The sequence below is a fragment of the Salmonella sp. NW722 genome (assembly GCF_051702785.1).
Taxonomy (GTDB): Bacteria; Pseudomonadota; Gammaproteobacteria; order Enterobacterales; family Enterobacteriaceae; genus Salmonella; species Salmonella enterica.
In genome coordinates, this window is record NZ_JAMMIN010000009.1 from 107,030 (window position 1) to 125,458 (window position 18,429).

The 18,429-nt window shown below is 52.9% G+C and carries 11 protein-coding genes and 2 pseudogenes; 7 read left to right on the forward strand and 6 right to left on the reverse strand.

The window, feature by feature from the left end; translation table 11 throughout:
• Positions 1 to 69: 69 nt before the first annotated feature.
• Entirely contained in the window at positions 70 to 5,484 is a 5,415-nt protein-coding gene (gene shdA / locus NA330_RS19935) for a fibronectin-binding autotransporter adhesin ShdA (protein ID WP_071786993.1), read from the forward strand.
• 161 nt (positions 5,485 to 5,645) lie between these two features.
• Here the strand turns inward: shdA and xseA are convergent, their stop codons facing one another.
• Positions 5,646 to 6,995: an exodeoxyribonuclease VII large subunit gene (gene xseA, locus NA330_RS19940; protein WP_020899077.1), complete on the reverse strand. Its 1,350-nt coding sequence runs from the start codon at positions 6,993 to 6,995 to the stop codon at positions 5,646 to 5,648.
• Between the two features lie 160 nt (positions 6,996 to 7,155).
• On the opposite strand from xseA, the gene guaB reads away from it, so the two are divergent.
• The 3 genes and pseudogenes from guaB to NA330_RS19955 form a co-directional block, all read left to right on the forward strand.
• The gene (guaB, locus tag NA330_RS19945; protein ID WP_000944174.1) at positions 7,156 to 8,622 is read left to right on the forward strand and encodes an IMP dehydrogenase; all 1,467 of its coding nucleotides are present in this window, start codon (positions 7,156 to 7,158) and stop codon (positions 8,620 to 8,622) included.
• Between the two features lie 69 nt (positions 8,623 to 8,691).
• Positions 8,692 to 10,269, forward strand: coding sequence for a glutamine-hydrolyzing GMP synthase (gene guaA / locus NA330_RS19950; protein ID WP_000138293.1), 1,578 nt, complete (start codon positions 8,692 to 8,694; stop codon positions 10,267 to 10,269).
• A gap of 135 nt (positions 10,270 to 10,404) precedes the next feature.
• Positions 10,405 to 10,724, forward strand: a pseudogene (locus tag NA330_RS19955) (DDE-type integrase/transposase/recombinase); the annotation flags it as partial.
• Between the two features lie 76 nt (positions 10,725 to 10,800).
• Here NA330_RS19955 and NA330_RS19960 read toward each other — a convergent pair.
• Positions 10,801 to 11,130 (reverse strand): DUF1493 family protein, encoded by a 330-nt coding sequence (locus NA330_RS19960; protein WP_023994424.1) that lies wholly within the window; start codon positions 11,128 to 11,130, stop codon positions 10,801 to 10,803.
• Positions 11,115 to 11,576 carry an STM2901 family protein gene (locus NA330_RS19965; RefSeq protein WP_000381628.1) on the reverse strand — a complete coding sequence of 154 codons (462 nt, stop codon included), beginning with the start codon at positions 11,574 to 11,576 and terminating at the stop codon, positions 11,115 to 11,117. The genes NA330_RS19960 and NA330_RS19965 overlap by 16 nt, the downstream gene beginning before the upstream one ends.
• Positions 11,577 to 11,715: 139 nt before the next feature.
• On the opposite strand from NA330_RS19965, the pseudogene NA330_RS19970 reads away from it, so the two are divergent.
• Positions 11,716 to 11,835, forward strand: a pseudogene (locus tag NA330_RS19970) (hypothetical protein); the annotation flags it as partial.
• 77 nt (positions 11,836 to 11,912) lie between these two features.
• Here the strand turns inward: NA330_RS19970 and NA330_RS19975 are convergent.
• Positions 11,913 to 12,104 carry a YfgG family protein gene (locus NA330_RS19975; RefSeq protein ID WP_000075924.1) on the reverse strand — a complete coding sequence of 64 codons (192 nt, stop codon included), beginning with the start codon at positions 12,102 to 12,104 and terminating at the stop codon, positions 11,913 to 11,915.
• A gap of 178 nt (positions 12,105 to 12,282) precedes the next feature.
• Here NA330_RS19975 and NA330_RS19980 point away from each other — a divergent pair, with 178 nt between their 5' ends.
• On the forward strand, positions 12,283 to 12,420 hold the full coding sequence (locus tag NA330_RS19980; RefSeq protein ID WP_001540598.1) for a hypothetical protein: 138 nt from the start codon (positions 12,283 to 12,285) through the stop codon (positions 12,418 to 12,420).
• Between the two features lie 96 nt (positions 12,421 to 12,516).
• Entirely contained in the window at positions 12,517 to 14,730 is a 2,214-nt protein-coding gene (locus tag NA330_RS19985; RefSeq protein ID WP_023241625.1) for a bifunctional diguanylate cyclase/phosphodiesterase, read from the forward strand.
• A gap of 35 nt (positions 14,731 to 14,765) precedes the next feature.
• Here the strand turns inward: NA330_RS19985 and ppx are convergent, their stop codons facing one another.
• Both ppx and ppk1 read right to left on the reverse strand, forming a co-directional pair.
• Positions 14,766 to 16,307: an exopolyphosphatase gene (gene ppx, locus NA330_RS19990; protein ID WP_023181768.1), complete on the reverse strand. Its 1,542-nt coding sequence runs from the start codon at positions 16,305 to 16,307 to the stop codon at positions 14,766 to 14,768.
• 4 nt (positions 16,308 to 16,311) lie between these two features.
• On the reverse strand, positions 16,312 to 18,378 hold the full coding sequence (ppk1, locus tag NA330_RS19995; RefSeq protein ID WP_000529555.1) for a polyphosphate kinase 1: 2,067 nt from the start codon (positions 18,376 to 18,378) through the stop codon (positions 16,312 to 16,314).
• Positions 18,379 to 18,429 lie beyond the last annotated feature (51 nt).

Genomic DNA, 18,429 nt, shown 5'->3' on the forward strand with positions numbered 1-18,429 from the left:
TTAAAAGCTATTTACAGCCAATCAAAATCCAGTTTGCTTCGTGAACGTTATTAAAAGGAAATTTAAAAATTGAACAGGACCTACAGTATTGTCTGGAGCGCCGTGCGAAATATGTATGTTGTGGCTTCAGAACTGGCGCGAGGCCACAGCAAAGTTAAAGCGCAAGTATGCGCGAGTGAAACCCATTCCCCAAATAAAAAGTCCGAATATGGACAAATAATAAAAGCTACGCGAGCGGCGCTGGCTTGCGCCGTGGCTGCTGCGCTCGGATTTTTCAGCCCGCTGGCCATGGCCGATAATCAGGTATCATATGCTGATGCACAGACCCACGTTCTGGATAAGTCAACGCCGCCGATGGCCTATTCGGGAGTTGAGGATGGCGCGGCACTCTATGTCTCGGGTGTCGCCACCGTCGGCTGGCAGCCCACTACGGTCACAGGGACGGGGCTCGTCATTGAAACGACCGGGGGCGGGGCAAATGCTCCGGATGGCGGTAAGTACGTTTCCAAAGCCATTTCGATAGATCATTACGCCATCCTTGATCTTACCGACACGGAGATAACCACTGATAGTATTTATTCTCTGGGTATTTCCGCAGCGGATGGCAGCAAACTGACGTTAACGGACAGTACGCTAAAGATTGACGGCAATTACGGCATAATGACGCTGTATACGGGGTCAGAAGCAACGCTGGACGGCACCATCGTTGAGGCAGCTAACAGCAGCAGCGCGCAGGTGCAACAAGGCAGTACGCTGAACGTGCTGGACGGTAGCACAATCACCCTGGCGCAAGGCCAGATAAACGTTGTTGCCGGTACCGACGCGGCAAATGCGGGTTCCACCCTGAACCTGTCTGATAGCTCGGTCAGCTCTACAGGTACGAAGGACACCATTCAGGGCAGCAATAAGGCCGATCTTAATCTCACCAACGCGACCATAACGCATACCAACGCCAGCGGCGCGGCGGTGCGGGCCAACAACGCCACCACCCTGGATATTTCAGGCGGCAACATTACCTCTGCCGGTACGGGCGTGTATATTCTGGCGTCGGACGCCAGGATCAACGACGTCACCATTAACGCCGACAGCGATGGCATCTTTATCACCAGCAAAAGAAAACTTGACGGGTATGAGGATCTCAACGCGCTGACAATAAGCAACAGCGTGATTAACGCCGACACGGACAAAACAGGGCAGGGGATCGCGCTGCACATAGACGCCGATACCACGATTAACGGTCCTATTGTGGTGACCGACAGCACATTTGAAGCGCCGGAAGTGATCAAGCTGGGCAGCAAAGCGACTATTCAGGCCGAAAAAACGATGCTGACCGGCAACATTGTCCAGACTGACATGTCATCGTCATCTCTCTCTTTAAGCCAGGGGTCCACGTTAACCGGTAGTGTAGATGCGATGTTTACTACGCTGTCGCTCGACGATACCAGCCTGTGGAACATGACCGACCCGTCAACCGTCGGCAACCTGACCAACGACGGCGGCATTACGCTGGGCAACGCGAGCGGTTCGACAGGTACGCTGCTGACGGTGGATAATACCCTGACCTTGCAGGACGGCAGCCAGATAAACGCGACGCTGGATACCGCCAACAGCTCGCCAATTATCAAAGCCGCCAACGTCACGCTGGGCGGGACGTTGAACCTTAGCTCAACGGCCACCTTTGTCGCGCCCGAAACCGACGAACACTTTGGATCGGTCACGCTGATTGATTCGCAAACTGCGATCACTACCGATTTTGACAGCGTAACGCTGGATGCCGACACCTCTGCTATGCCGGATTACCTTACGATCAACGCGGGCGTTGATGCGAATGATAATACCAACTACGAGTTGTCTACGGGCTTGAGTTGGTACGCGGGCGCAAATTCTGCGCGCGCTGCGCATGGCACTTTTACCGTTGATGCAGACAGTACCTTTACCGTCACCAGCGAACTGGACGAAACCACGGCTAACTCCGACTGGGATGGCAGCAAGCTAACCAAACAGGGCGACGGCACGCTGATCCTCAGCAACACCGGCAACGACTACGGCGACACTGAAATTGTCGGCGGCATTCTGGCCGCCAAAGACGCCGCCTCGCTCGGCACTGGCGATGTGATGATTGCAGAAAACGCAAAGCTTGCGCTGAGCCAGGGCACGCTGGATAACAACGTGACCGGCGAGGGCCAAATTGTCAAAAGCGGTAGCGATGAGCTGATCGTGACCGGCGATAACAATTACTCCGGCGGCACCACTATTTCCGGCGGTACGCTGACGGCTGACCATGCGGATTCGTTAGGCAGCGGCGATATCGACAACAGCGGCGTGCTTAAGGTGGGCGAGGGCGAGCTGGAAAATACGCTTTCCGGCAGCGGCTCGCTGGTGAAAACCGGTACGGGCGAGCTGACGTTAAGCGGCGATAACAGTTACTCCGGCGGCACCACCATTGACGACGGTGTGCTGATTGCTGCCAACGTTAACGCGCTGGGCGGCGGTGATGTCTATAACGCGGGTACGCTGAAGCTGGACGCGGAGGGCGAATTCAACCTTGCGAATGTCACGACCCAGTCTGGAGCAACGACTGAGCTGGCCAAAGGTACGACGCTCAACGTCGACTCGCTGACTCAGCAAGCCGATAGTACGCTGAATATTGACCTCAGTAAGGCCAACGGTGAAAGCGCCATTATCGCCGACAGCGTCACGCTGGGCGGCACGCTGAATGTTACCGGCATCGGCAGCGTTACAGACAGTTGGACGCCTGAGGCATACACTTACACGCTGATTAACAGCGACAGCGCCATTACGACCGATTTCGACGATCTGACCATTGCAGGGATGAACCGCGAAGATGTTGACTTCCTGACTATCGACGGAAAAGTCGATGAAACGGACAACACCAACTATGACCTGACGGCCTCCCTTTCCTGGTATGCGGACAGAGACAACGCCACTACCGACGCCCACGGCACCTTTACCCTGAGCGACCCTGACGGCAGCTTTAACGTTGCGGCTACACTGACAGACGTTGATGACACGCTGGATCCGGGTAGCAGATGGGACGGTAAATCGCTGACCAAAGAAGGCGCAGGCACGCTGATCCTCTCCGGCGACAACGACTACAGCGGCGGCACCACCATCAATGAAGGTACGCTGGTCGCCGCCAGTACGACGGCGCTGGGCACCGGTCTGGTAGACAATAACGCCACGCTGGTGCTGGACGTAGACGGCGAAGTCAGCGCGGTGGGCGGCATCACCACTCATAGCGGCGCGACGACCCAACTGGCGCTCGGCACCTCGTTGGATCTCGGCGACAGCGCGTTAATTCAGCAAGATGGCAGTACGCTGAACGTTGAGCTGAATAGTGACTCAGTGCAACCGCTGATCACCGGCGGCAGCGCCACGCTTGGCGGCGATTTGGTCGTCAGCGACGCCAGCCTGCAAGCGCGCGCCTCCGACGCGGAGTTCCAGTCCTTTAAACTGATGGATATGGACAGCGATATCAGCGGCGACTTTACCAGCCTGACGATGAACCTCACCGACCAGCCGGACTATCTGACCGTAACCGGGACAATCAATCCTGCAGATGCGTCAGAATATTTGCTTACCGAAGGGCTGAGCTGGAATGCGACCGCCACGTCAGCGACGCCAGCACACGGCACGTTTACCCTGGGCGCAGGCGACAGTTTTGAAGTCACCAGCGTACTGGGCGATAAAACCGGCAACGGCGACTGGGACGGTAAATCGCTGACCAAACTGGGCGCGGGTAAACTGACGCTGAGCGGCGCGAACACCTACACCGGCGATACTAACGTACAGGAAGGCACGCTGTGGCTGTCCGGAGACGGCTCGATTGGCGAAATGGGCAGCCAGCAGGCGGTGAACGTCGCTTCCGGGGCGACCTTCGGCGGCAGCAACGGTACTACCGTTAACGGTAAGGTGACCAACGAAGGGACGCTGGTCTTTGGCGACAGCGAGGAGACAGGCGCTATCTTCACCCTCAATGGCGATCTGATCAACATGGGGACAATGACCAGCGGTAGCAGCTCCAGCACGCCTGGCAATACGCTTTATGTTGATGGCAATTACACCGGCAACGGCGGCTCGCTTTACCTGAATACCGTCCTGGGCGACGATGATTCGGCAACCGATAAGTTGGTCATTACCGGCGATGCCTCCGGCACCACCGATCTGTACATCAACGGCATCGGCGATGGAGCACAGACCACTAACGGTATCGAAGTGGTGGATGTTGGCGGCGTATCGACCAGCGATGCGTTTGAGCTAAAAAATGAGGTTAACGCCGGTCTGTATACCTACCGTCTGTACTGGAATGAAAGTGACAACGACTGGTATCTGGCGTCAAAAGCACAGTCTGATGATGACGACAGCGGCGGTGATGACACGCCTTCGGATGGCGGTGACGATGGCGGTAATGTCACACCTCCGGACGATGGCGGCGATGGCGGTAATGTCACGCCTCCGGACGACGGCGGCGACGGCGGCGATGTCACGCCTCCGGACGATGGCGGCGATGTCGCACCGCAGTACCGTGCGGATATCGGCGCGTACATGGGCAACCAGTGGATGGCGCGCAACCTGCAAATGCAGACCCTCTATGACCGCGAGGGCAGCCAGTATCGTAATGCCGATGGCAGCGTATGGGCGCGCTTCAAAGCGGGTAAAGCGGAATCCGAGGCTGTCAGCGGCAATATCGATATGGACAGCAACTACTCCCAGTTCCAGTTAGGCGGCGACATTCTGGCCTGGGGTAACGGCCAGCAGAGCGTTACCGTTGGCGTCATGGCGAGCTACATCAACGCCGATACCGACAGCACCGGTAACCGTGGCGCAGACGGTAGCCAGTTCACCAGTAGCGCCAACGTAGACGGCTACAACCTCGGTGTCTATGCCACCTGGTTTGCCGATGCCCAAACGCATAGCGGCGCGTATGTCGATAGCTGGTATCAATATGGTTTCTACAACAACAGCGTAGAGAGCGGTGATGCGGGATCTGAATCTTATGATTCAACCGCTAACGCCGTCTCGCTGGAAACTGGTTATCGCTACGATATTGCGCTTAGCAACGGCAATACTGTCAGTCTGACGCCGCAGGCGCAGGTTGTCTGGCAGAATTACTCAGCGGATAGCGTGAAGGATAACTACGGCACCCGGATCGATGGTCAGGATGGCGACAGTTGGACAACGCGCCTGGGTCTGCGTGTTGACGGCAAGCTGTACAAAGGCAGCCGTACGGTTATCCAGCCGTTTGCTGAAGCTAACTGGCTGCACACCAGCGATGATGTGTCGGTATCGTTTGATGATGCCACGGTAAAACAGGATCTTCCGGCTAACCGTGCGGAGCTGAAAGTGGGTCTGCAGGCAGATATCGATAAGCAGTGGAGCGTTCGCGCTCAGGTTGCCGGGCAGACTGGCAGCAATGACTTTGGCGATCTGAACGGTAGCCTCAATCTGCGCTATAACTGGTAAGCTAGACAAAACCGGGCGGGCGTTCCCTGCCCGGTTTTGAGGCGAATGACAAACCGGTTGATCGTCGAATTGTGGTTACACCTTATCCGACGTGGCGCGTAGGTTGGCTGAGGCGAAGTCGAAACCCAACATCGCGCTGCAAAGGGTGGGGGAGCGTTGGATTACGTGCCCGGCGTGACGGATTTGACTTCACTTTCAAGCCAGCCGTCCTCCAGTCGCGTGGTCATAATATCGCCTGCTTTGACCTGTTTGATCTTTTTCAGCACCTTGCCGTTCGTTGTCGTCGAAACCGTATAGCCGCGCGCCAGCGTGGCTAACGGGCTGACCGCTTCCAGATGCGTGACCGCGTTGCCGAAACGCTCGCGCTGTTCGCTTAACCGTGAGCGGATATTCTCCGTCAGACGATATTCCAGCTGTTGGATGCGCGACTGCGCGCGGTGAATGCGCGGCTGCGGATTTTGCTGGCTCAGGCGTTGACTTACGCGCTGTTGGCGCTGAGTGGCCTGCTTAATCCTGGCCTCAAGCGCAAATCCCATCCGTTGGCGTAAACGTTCCAGGGCGGTTTGCTGACGGGCCAGACGCAGTTGCGGATGTTGCTGTTGCAGACGGTGAAAAATCTGCGTGAAACGGCGGCTACGGTTAGCGAGGTAGTAGTCCATCGCCATGCCCAGACGCTGCTGGGCGGACTGGATCTGACGCAACAACTCCTGCTGGTTACGGCTGACAATTTCTGCCGCTGCTGATGGCGTAGGCGCGCGCAGGTCGGCGACAAAATCAGCTATCGTGACGTCGGTTTCGTGGCCGACGGCGCTGACTACCGGAATGCGGCTGGCAAAAATCGCCCGCGCCACGCGTTCGTCGTTAAAACTCCACAAATCTTCCAGCGAACCGCCGCCGCGTCCGACGATCAGTACATCACACTCGCCCCGCGCGTTCGCCAGTTCGATAGCACGAACGATCTGCCCCGGCGCGTCGTCGCCCTGGACCGCCGTCGGGTAGATAATTACGGGCAGGGATGGGTCACGACGCTTTAGCACGTGGAGAATATCGTGCAGCGCCGCGCCGGTTTTCGAGGTGATCACCCCCACGCAGTGGGCCGGGGAGGGCAACGGTTGTTTATGCTGCTGATCGAACAAGCCTTCGGCCTGCAGTTTGGCTTTTAGCTGCTCATATTTCTGCTGCAACAAGCCTTCGCCAGCCGGCTGCATACTTTCGGCGATGATTTGATAATCGCCGCGCGGCTCGTACAGCGTAATGTTGGCGCGTACCAGCACCTGCTGCCCGTGCTGCGGGCGGAACGTCACCCGGCGGTTGCTGTTACGGAACATCGCACAGCGCACCTGAGCGGTATCGTCTTTGAGCGTAAAGTACCAGTGACCCGACGCAGGCTGCGTGAAATTAGAAATCTCGCCGCTGATCCATACCTGTCCCATCTCCTGTTCTAACAGCAGACGAACCGTCTGGTTAAGGCGGCTTACGGTAAAAATTGAGGAAGTTTGAGAGGATAACATGTGAGCGGGATCAAATTCTAAATCAGCAGGTTATTCAATCGATAGTAACCTGCTCACGGGGGATCGCAAGCACTATTTGCAAAAAAATGTAGATGCAACCGATTACGTTCTGTATAATGCCGCGGCAATATTTATTAACCTCCCAGGTGAGATATTGCCCATGCTACGTATCGCTAAAGAAGCCCTGACGTTTGACGACGTCCTCCTTGTTCCCGCTCACTCCACCGTTTTGCCGAATACTGCCGATCTCAGCACGCAGTTGACGAAAACTATTCGTCTGAATATTCCTATGCTTTCTGCGGCGATGGACACCGTGACGGAAGCGCGCCTGGCAATTGCCCTGGCCCAGGAAGGCGGCATTGGTTTTATCCACAAAAACATGTCCATTGAGCGCCAGGCGGAAGAAGTTCGCCGCGTGAAGAAACACGAGTCCGGCGTAGTGACCGACCCGCAGACCGTCCTGCCAACCACCACGTTGCATGAAGTGAAAGCCCTGACCGAGCGTAACGGTTTTGCGGGCTATCCGGTGGTGACTGAAGATAACGAGCTGGTGGGGATCATCACCGGTCGTGACGTGCGTTTTGTGACTGACCTGAACCAGCCGGTAAGTGTCTACATGACGCCGAAAGAGCGTCTGGTGACCGTTCGTGAAGGCGAAGCCCGTGAAGTCGTGCTGGCAAAAATGCACGAAAAACGCGTAGAAAAAGCGCTGGTCGTTGATGATAACTTCCATCTGCTTGGCATGATTACCGTAAAAGATTTCCAGAAAGCGGAACGTAAACCAAACTCCTGTAAAGATGAGCAGGGCCGTTTACGTGTCGGCGCGGCGGTCGGCGCAGGCGCGGGCAACGAAGAGCGCGTTGACGCGCTGGTGGCGGCAGGAGTTGACGTCCTGCTGATCGACTCCTCTCACGGTCATTCGGAAGGTGTGTTGCAACGTATCCGTGAAACGCGCGCTAAATATCCTGACCTGCAAATCATCGGCGGCAACGTCGCCACTGGCGCAGGCGCCCGCGCACTGGCGGAAGCCGGTTGCAGCGCGGTGAAAGTGGGTATCGGCCCGGGTTCCATCTGTACCACTCGTATCGTGACTGGTGTGGGCGTTCCGCAGATCACCGCTGTTTCCGACGCGGTAGAAGCGCTGGAAGGCACCGGGATTCCGGTTATCGCTGACGGCGGTATTCGTTTCTCCGGCGACATCGCCAAAGCCATCGCCGCAGGCGCGAGCGCTGTCATGGTGGGCTCTATGCTGGCCGGTACCGAAGAATCCCCGGGCGAAATCGAACTCTACCAGGGCCGTTCGTACAAATCTTACCGCGGTATGGGCTCTCTGGGTGCGATGTCCAAAGGTTCTTCCGACCGTTACTTCCAAAGCGACAACGCCGCTGACAAACTGGTGCCGGAAGGTATCGAAGGTCGCGTAGCCTACAAAGGTCGCCTGAAAGAGATCATTCACCAGCAGATGGGCGGCCTGCGCTCCTGTATGGGGCTGACCGGTTGTGCTACCATCGACGAACTGCGTACTAAAGCGGAGTTTGTGCGTATCAGCGGTGCGGGTATCCAGGAAAGCCACGTTCACGACGTGACCATCACCAAAGAGTCCCCGAACTACCGTCTGGGCTCCTGATTTTCTTCGCCCGACCTTCGCGTCGGGCGATTTATTTAATCTGTTTCACTTGCCTCGGAATAAGCGTCAATGACGGAAAACATTCATAAGCATCGCATCCTCATTCTGGACTTCGGTTCTCAGTACACTCAACTGGTTGCGCGCCGCGTGCGTGAGCTGGGTGTTTACTGCGAACTGTGGGCGTGGGATGTGACAGAAGCACAAATTCGTGACTTCAACCCAAGCGGCATTATTCTTTCCGGCGGCCCGGAAAGCACCACCGAAGAAAACAGCCCGCGTGCGCCGCAGTATGTCTTTGAAGCAGGCGTGCCGGTATTTGGCGTCTGCTACGGGATGCAGACCATGGCGATGCAGCTTGGCGGTCATGTAGAAGGTTCTAATGAGCGTGAATTTGGTTACGCGCAGGTCGAAGTGTTGACCGACAGCGCGCTGGTTCGCGGTATTGAAGATTCCCTGACCGCCGACGGCAAACCGCTGCTGGACGTGTGGATGAGCCACGGCGATAAAGTGACGGCGATTCCGTCCGACTTCGTGACCGTCGCCAGCACCGAGAGCTGTCCGTTCGCCATTATGGCCAACGAAGAAAAACGCTTCTACGGCGTACAGTTCCACCCGGAAGTGACTCACACCCGCCAGGGTATGCGCATGCTGGAGCGTTTTGTACGCGATATCTGCCAGTGTGAAGCGTTGTGGACGCCGGCGAAGATCATCGACGACGCCGTGGCGCGCATTCGCGAGCAGGTAGGCGACGATAAAGTGATCCTCGGTCTCTCCGGCGGCGTGGATTCTTCCGTCACCGCAATGCTGCTGCACCGTGCGATCGGTAAAAATCTGACCTGTGTTTTCGTCGATAACGGCCTGTTGCGCCTCAACGAAGCCGAGCAGGTGATGGACATGTTTGGCGACCATTTTGGTCTGAACATTGTTCACGTACCGGCGGAAGATCGCTTCCTGTCAGCGCTGGCTGGCGAAAACGATCCGGAAGCCAAGCGTAAGATCATCGGTCGCGTTTTCGTTGAAGTATTCGACGAAGAAGCGCTCAAACTGGAAGACGTGAAATGGCTGGCGCAGGGCACCATCTACCCTGACGTTATCGAATCTGCGGCGTCTGCAACCGGTAAAGCGCACGTCATCAAATCTCACCACAATGTCGGCGGCCTGCCGAAAGAGATGAAGATGGGGCTGGTTGAACCGCTGAAAGAGCTGTTCAAAGACGAAGTGCGTAAGATTGGTCTGGAGCTGGGCCTGCCGTACGACATGCTGTACCGTCACCCGTTCCCGGGGCCGGGCCTCGGCGTACGCGTACTGGGCGAAGTGAAGAAAGAGTACTGCGACCTGCTGCGTCGCGCGGACGCTATCTTCATTGAAGAGCTGCGTAAGGCGGATCTGTACGACAAAGTCAGCCAGGCGTTCACCGTCTTCCTGCCAGTACGCTCCGTTGGCGTCATGGGCGATGGTCGTAAGTATGACTGGGTTGTCTCTCTGCGTGCCGTCGAAACCATCGACTTTATGACCGCACACTGGGCGCACCTGCCGTATGACTTCCTCGGTCGTGTTTCCAACCGTATCATCAATGAAGTCAACGGGATTTCCCGTGTGGTGTATGACATCAGCGGTAAACCACCGGCTACCATTGAGTGGGAATAAGCCGATAACCCTTCCTGTGTTTTCATGAACAGGTAAAGGTGAATTTAACCCTCTGTTTTTGCAGAGGGTTTTTATTTATGTGCATAGATGAGTTTTCTGTGTAGTGCACAGCTTCTGGCGGCAAATTTGACGTAATTACGAACCCACGAAGGTTGGCTGTATCTTGCCGTGGTCGTTGATTTGTTCTCGCGCAAAGTTATCGGCTGGTCAATGCAACCACGAATGACAAAAGATATTGTCCTGAATGCGCTTCTGATGGCCGTGTGGCGACGTCATCCCAAAAACAGGTGCTGGTTCATTCTGATCAGGATAGTCAGTACACCCGCTATGAATGGCTGAAATCGCACGGACTGGAGGGCAGTATGAGCCGTCGTGGCAACTGTCATGACAATGCGGTTGCAGAAAGCTTTTTCCAGCTACTGAAGCGTGAACGGATAAAGAAAAAGATCTACCAACGACTCAGAAGTGCCCAGGTTATCCGTGGCGATTCAGCCCAAATAAGGGGTATTTAAAATATAATAACTTTATTCTTCAACTATATAACCAACGTCCAGCTTTAGCACTTTCAACGAGCATACCAACCGTTAGTGGCTTACGCGGATCAGGCTCTTTACTTCCAAAGTACTCTGGATTCAGATAGTTGAGTATGTCAAATCCTTCTGGATCTACATTCCAACGCTTGAAGTACTCTTGTAGAAGTTCTTCACTATCTTCAAAAACGAGTTTAAGATCATCCCTAATACTGGTATCAAGCGTGATGGTTCGCTTTGGCCCACAGAGAAAGTACTTTTTAGTGTTATATTCCTGATCGATAAAATCGATAATTTCTTTCTTAATATCTCTCATTAGAAGTACGTCCACTGAATGCGATCTTTAGGAACCGCCACACGATTAAATGTATCTTTAATATCACGCTGGATATCATAAATCGTAGTGAATGTCATAACCCAACCGAGCCAGGGTACATTACGACCAACGAAACGACCTAAATTATTCGTTGAGCTTAGCTGTAATGAGTTGATGGTTTTGCCTGTCAACGTTGGTAATCTGATCCCAGGTGGCAGTTTATAGTTCAACCAATTACTGATGTACTTAGAAGCAATTGATGTTCCTGGAGTTGTCCCACGAGGTTTACCCCTCGTAGGTAGAACTGGTTGCCCTGAGATAACCAGTGCAGCATCGACCGCTGAGATCCCCAGATGATCGCTCACAACGGCGATGGTGATAGCCCACCATAGTTGTTGTGGTGTCAGGTTGGATAACCCGCCGTAGAAGTACGTACCATTCAATGTTTCAGTAGTGTCCATTTACTCACCCCTTCTAACCATGACCAAAAATTATACAACACCTAATCTCTTTGTTCTAACTAATAATTACGGGGTAGTAAGCGATTCACCTCTTTGAAAAAAAAGATCATCGGGGTTGTTTTGCAGTACATGATAGGGGCACGCTGAAGGCTATCGGGTTTTGTATTCGGTCGAGGGAATCTTAGTAACCGCGCATGTGATCTTATCACCCAGGCAGGATATCCCGCGGTTGCTCTTTAAGCGTCTGATCATGGCCTGAACCCATTGAGTGGGTTGTCTTTTTGCGTTAACGCTAAAGCTTCTTTTTCTTGCGCGGGCTTTTTAACGGATAACAGCTTAACGTTGTCCCGGTGTGGTGACAGAAAGCGATGATTGTTGCGCTTCTTTTTTATCCTGATGGTGCTGCCAGGCGCCGATAGAAGAGTAGACGAAACGTCCAAAGAAGAAGAGAAAACTGATAAGCAGTACGATACGGGTCATGCGAGTGTTAAATCGATGTCGTTTTCGCATACTGTTGGCCTGACTCACAAAGGGTTCCTTAACGTTGGCCCAGCGGTATGGGCGGGATCAGGCTGGGTTCTTCAAGGGTATTATCAAGGCGAAGAACGTAACAAGCCTGCGTTCACTCTACATTAAGGCATACTGCGAACCGATGGTCAATTCCTCTTAATGTAAAATTGCGTCAGTTGATTTATCTTATATTGTTATGGAAGATAATTTTAGTATTTACATTAATAATAAATTAATGATAACAAAGAATAAAAAGGCGAATAAAGGCTGCAGGAGAAAGGTAATAATTGACTTAAATCAAATGTTACTTTTGTTTAATAATTACAATCGATGACTATCGTGTGATGTATATCGCATCATCAATTTAAAGTCAGGTGGGATGCCTGTCTGTTAACGCCCCTTTGGGATTGGGGGGTTCTGCTGAGCATCTATGAAACTAAATAAAAATTATATAAATATCAGAGATAAATGGTGGGGACTACCGCTCATCCTTCCTTCGATTTTACTACCTGTTTTAAGTAGCGCAAATACTTATGCGCTTACCAGCACTGGAAATGTGGTTCTTTTTTACCTGCCGTTAGCTTTTATGCTTAGCCTGATGCTCTTTTTCGGCTGGGCAGCACTGCCGGGCATTGTGCTTGCTATCTTCTGGCGCAGATACCCGCAGACAGGGCTGTATGAAACCCTTTCCGTGACGATGCACTTTATCATCACTATCGTGCTAAGCTGGGGCGGCTATCGTGTCTTTTCCCCACGGCGAAACAATGTTTCCCACGGCGACGCCCACCTGTTGTTTCAACGAATATTCTGGCAGGTATTTTGTTCTGCAACATTATTTCTGGGCATCTACCAGTTTGCCGCTTTTGTTGGCATGTACGAAAGCAAAGCCAGCCTGATGGGGGTAATGCCCTTTAATATCAACACGCTGATTAATTACCAGGCGTTACTGGTCGGTAACCTTGTCGGCGTGCCATTGTGCTATTTTATTATTCGTACTCTCCGCAATCCGCTGCACCTACGGGGGTATTATCAGCAATTAAAGCTACAGATTGATAGCAAGGCCACTAAAAAAGAGATCGTTATTTGGCTGGCCGTATTGACTACACTAATGTTTATACTGTGTATGCCATTGACTGATAATAGTTCAATATTTAGTACCAACTATACGCTTTCGTTATTATTGCCGGTCATGCTGTGGGGCGCGATGCGCTATGGCTATAAGTTTATTTCAATTATCTGGGCCGTCGTGCTAATTACGTCGATTCATTATTATCAGCGTTATATGCCCTGGTATTCAGGTTATGATACGCAATTAGCGATTACCTCTTCGAGCTATCTGGTTTTTTCTTTTATTGTTAATTATATGTCTGTACTGGCCACGCGTCAGCGCGTAGTGAGTGGTCGCGCACGGCGGCTGGCCTATCTTGACCCGGTTGTACATCTTCCCAATTTACGTGCGTTAAACCGCGCGCTCCAAAATGCGCCCTGGTCTACGATCTGTTTTTTACACGTGCCGGGCCTGGAGCTATTGGGTAAAAATTATGGCGTCATGCTACGCATCCAGTATAAGCAAAAGCTCTCTCACTGGATTACGCCGATGCTGGCCTCAAATGAGTGCGTCTACCAGATGTCAGGGCACGACCTGGTGCTGCGTCTTAATACAGAGGCGCATCAGCAGCGTATTGAAGCGCTGGATAAACATATTAAGCAGTTTCGGTTTATCTGGGATGGACTGCCGCTACAGCCGCCTGTCGGCGTGAGCTACTGCTGCGTGCGTTCTCCGGTTAGCCACCTTTATCTTCTGCTGGGCGAATTAAGCACCAGTTCCGATCTTTCGTTGACGACTAACGCGCCGGAGGATTTACAGCGGCGCGGCGCAATGCACCTGCAGCGCGATTTGAAAGGCAGAATTGCGATGATGAATCGGCTGCAACAGGCGTTGGAGCACGATCATTTTTTCCTGATGGCGCAGCCTATTTTCGGCGTTCGTGGGGACGTTTACCATGAAATTTTACTGCGACTCAGGGATGACAACGGCGACGTTATCAACCCGGACAATTTTTTACCCGTGGCGCATGAGTTTGGTTTGTCTTCCGCTATCGATCTCTGGGTGATTGAAAACACGCTGCGGTTTATGGCGGCCAGCCGGGAATATATGCCCGCGCATCGTTTTGCCATTAATCTGTCGCCAACATCGGTATGCCGCGCTCGTTTTCCTGCAGAAGTTAAGCAGCTGCTTACGCAATATCAAGTTGAACCCTGGCAACTGGTTTTTGAGGTAACGGAAAGTAACTCTCTCACCAATGCTGAGCAGGCGCAGTTGACGCTGGGACAGCTACAGCAGTTTGGCTGTCAGATAGCGATTGATGATTTCGGTACTGGCTACGCCAGCTATGCGCGGCTGAAAAACGTTGACGCCGATATTCTTAAAATTGACGGCAGTTTTATTCGCAATATAGTGTCAAACAGTCTCGATTATCAGATTGTGGCTTCTATTTGTCATTTAGCGCGAATGAAAAATATGCAGGTCGTCGCGGAGTATGTCGAGAGCGAAGAAATACGAAGCGTCGTGCTCTCGTTGGGGATCGACTATCTTCAGGGATATTTAATTGGCGAGCCGCAGTTATTATCTGAGATTCAGTAAAGGCAGACGCCGCGGCGCGGCGTCTGATCCACAATTTACGCGGCGATCTCCGGCGAGCTTTCTTCCTCAATATTGAGACGCCAGCCAGTTACCGCTTCCCAGTACTGCTGTTCTTTTTCCAGATCAAGCAGTACCAGCGCATTCTGGCTGAACCAGTCATGCGGAAAACATAACGTCCAGTGGCTGTCATCGGTCGTTAGTCGCAGCGTCGGCGGCGTAGTGGTCGCCTGCCGCTGGTTGTTCAGTAATACGCCCAGACGAAGTAGCTGAATTAACGGCAGATACTGTTTTTTCTTAAACAGCGTAAAGCGGGGCATATCATCCAGTTTTATGGCTTTACGATGGTAACGCACCAGCGTCGCCATCATCATTTGCTGCTCCTGATTAAAGCCGGGCAAATCGCTGTGTTGCAGAATATAAGCCGAATGGCGATGTAAACCGCTGTGATTAATATTCAGTCCAACCTCATGCAGCATTGCCGCCCAGCGGAGCAACGCTTCAAGCTGCGGATGCGCCAGTTTTGGCTGCTGGGCCTGCCACTGCTCGTACATCTGCATGGTGGTTTCCAGCACGCGTCTGGCCTGTTCTCTGTCAATGTTGTATTGATTGGCCAGACTTTTTGCGGTACGGCTGCGAACATCCTGATGGCGGAAGCGGCCTTCCATTTCATACAGCACGCCTTCGCGCAACGCGCCGTCGGAAAGGCGAAGCTCGCGGATAGCCAGAGCATCAAAAACGCCGCACAGAATCGCCAGGCCCGGCACAAAGACCGCTTTTCGTTCTTCAGACAGACCCGGCAGGCTGAGCGCATTAAAGGAGCGGTGCTTCAACACTTCTGACTTCAGTTTATCGAGGCGCTCCGGCGTAATGAAGCCATCTTTCTCACCCAGCGCCAGGAGAACTTCATGAGCGGCCTTAATCGTACCGGAAGCGCCCATCGCCACGTTCCAACCCTGAATACGATACTGCCAGGTTAAGGTTTCCAGTTTTTGCGCCGCCGCCATTCGGGCGCGCTGGAAGTTTTCTTTATTGATAATGCCGCCGGGAAAGTAGAGCTGCGCGAAGCTCACGCAGCCCATACGACGGCTTTCAACCAGCCTGGGTTCGAAGTTTTCGCCAATGACCAGCTCTGTTGACCCGCCGCCGATATCGATCACCAGCTTGCGGCCTTTTTCCGGCTGCGTATGTTCTACGCCCATAAAAATCAGGCGCGCTTCTTCGTTACCGGAAATAATCTCTATCGGGTAGGGAATAACCTTTTCCGCGCGTTTGAGAAAATCAGCGGCATTTTGCGCCTGACGTAACGTATGGGTACCTACGATACAGACGCTGGAAGGGGAGAAACCTTGTAAGCGTTCAGCAAACAGCGACAGACAGCTAAGCCCCCGTTCCATGGCTTCTTCGCTGAGTTTGTTATCTGCGCCCAGCCCGTCCGCCAGATGGACGCGCTGTTTTAAACGGCCGATAATCTGCATTGCGCCGTCAACCACGCGGGCAATAACCATATGAAAGCTGTTTGAGCCGAGATCGACCGCAGCGAACTCCTGCGGGCGGGGGGATTTATCGTAAATTGGCATAGCGTTAGTCTGGTTGCTCGAGTGATTTGATGTAGTCATAAATTGCCAGCTGCGCCTGGACTTTACGGCGATTGCCGCGCGGTACGTAGCGGTTGCTGAGTTCTTTATCGATAAAACGCGCTTTTACCGTGTCGCTAAACAGAATGTCAATGATATCCAGGACGCGCTGTTTAAGCCGCGGGTCGAGGATAGGCGTAGCGACTTCGATACGGTAGTCAATATTACGCGTCATCCAGTCAGCTGAAGAGAGCCAAACTTGCTTATCACCGCCGTTTTCGAAAATATAAACCCGATCGTGTTCCAGATAGCGATCCACAATGCTAATCGCGCGAATATTATCGCTAATGCCTTCCAGTTGCGGAATAAGAGAACACATACCGCGCACCAGCAGATTGACCTGGACGCCCGAACCCGACGCGGCGTATAGCCTGTCGACCAACCCTTTATCGACCAGGTTGTTAAGCTTTAAGGTAATCCCTGACGGTAAGCCTTGTTGGGCATTGGCGATTTCACGATCGATCATCTCATACAGCAGACGCCGTGAGTTTTGTGGAGAAACCATCAAATAATCGAAAGTGACCGGGCGATAGGGGTTTTCAATAAAATTAAAGACCCGGCGCACTTCATTGGTAATGCGCGCATCGGCGGTCAGCAGCGAATAATCGGTATACAGCCGCGCCGTTTTTTCGTTGAAGTTACCGGTGCCGATATGCGCATAACGCACCACGTCATCGCCCTCTTTTCGTGAGATGAGAAAGAGTTTGGCGTGAATTTTCAGCCCGGGCGCAGAGAAAATAACGTGGACGCCCGCTTCGGTTAACCGCTTGGCCCAGTGAATATTTGCCTCTTCATCGAAGCGCGCCTGCAACTCCACCACCACGGTGACTTTTTTGCCGTTATGGGCGGCATGGATCATCGAGTCAATAATGCGCGAGTCTTTCGCTACGCGATAAATATTGATTTTGATCGCCAGCACGCTTGGGTCAAACGACGCCTGACGCAGCAGTTCCAGCACATGTTCAAAGGTGTGATAAGGATAATAGAGCAGCACATCACGTTCGCGAATCGCGTCGAAACCGTTACGAAACTTCTCTTTATCAAACCAAAGATGGCGTAACCGCGGTAACGGCTTATTGACCAGGTTGGCTTTACCGACATTCGGAAAATTAATAAAGTCTTTAAAATTGTGGTAGCGCCCGCCGGGTACGATTGAGTCATACCGGGAGATCGTCAGTTTTTCCCGCAGCACGTCGACCAGCGCGGCGGGCATATCGCGTTGGTAGACAAAGCGCACAGGTTCAGCGGTCAGGCGCTGCTTCAGGCTGGAAGACATCAGCTCCATCAGACTGGATTCCATCTCATGCACCAGGTCATATTCGGCATCGCGGGTCATTTTCATCGAATAGGCATTAAGCGCATCATAGTCGAAGAACCCTTTAAAAATGTCATCCAGGCAGTAGCGCAGAATATTATCCAAGAGGATCATCGGTTTGCGTCTGCGCGGTGTCTCCGGCGGCAGATTAACGAAGCGTGGGACTTTGTCGGACGGTATCTCCAGCAGCGCATAGTTGATGGTGTCGCCACGGATAATCTCCACCGCCAGATAGGTGTAATCATCTTTTAAAAACTGAACAAGATCCGTCTCCCGGTTAATGAGAATCGGGGTAATATGCTGGCGCAAATAGTGCTTAAAATAGTGGCGCAACCAGCTTTGTTGGTTCACCGAGAGCTGACGCTCGTTGATCAGAAAGATTTGATTACGCGCCATTTCCAGCAGTAATTCGTTGTACAGGCCGTCGAACTCCTGGTCTGCTTTCAACACGCGGGACTGAATTTTGCCTAACAAATGGCGTGAATGAGAATTTGAACCCTGTTCTTCGCTGATAATAATGCGTCGTTTCAGTTCAGCGAAACGCACTTTGTAGAACTCGTCGAGGTTATTAGAATAGATTCCCAGGAACCGCATCCGCTCAATCAACGGGTTGGATTTGTCCGCCGCTTCCTGTAACACGCGTTCGTTAAATGCTAACCAGCTTAGTTCTTTCTCGATATATAGCTTTTCCTGACCCATTACTACCTATACTCCGTTTTATTCACGGGACACTGCCTGATGATTATGGCG